The organism is Paenibacillus sp. EKM212P, from assembly GCF_011066115.1.
In the GTDB taxonomy this organism is placed as follows: Bacteria; Bacillota; Bacilli; order Paenibacillales; family Paenibacillaceae; genus Paenibacillus; species Paenibacillus polymyxa_B.
This window is the reverse complement of record NZ_JAAMNR010000065.1, coordinates 1-287: the sequence shown is the minus strand read 5'-3', so window position 1 is coordinate 287 and position 287 is coordinate 1. Positions and strand designations below refer to the sequence as shown.

The window sequence follows — 287 nt, the reverse complement described above, 5'->3', positions numbered from 1 at the left end:
AATGTGCCGATCGGCAAAGCGTGGCTGAATGCGAAATTCTACATCGTGGATGCGCATCTGAACCCGGTGCCGGTCGGGGTGCTGGGCGAGCTGGTCATCGGCGGAGTCGGAGTGGCGCGCGGGTACTTGAACCGTCCGGAGCTGACGGAAGAGAAGTTCGTAGACAGCCCGTTCGCCGTGGGCGAGCGGCTGTACCGCACGGGAGACTTGGCGCGGTGGATGGAAGACGGCAACGTGGACTTCATCGGCCGGATCGACAACCAGGCGAAAATCCGGGGGTACCGGAT

The 287-nt window shown here is 63.1% G+C and carries 1 protein-coding gene; it reads left to right on the top strand.

What is annotated here, in order from left to right; genetic code table 11:
* Positions 1 to 287: AMP-binding protein (locus tag G9G54_RS25010; RefSeq protein ID WP_165179968.1), on the top strand; the 287-nt coding region annotated here is incomplete at both ends.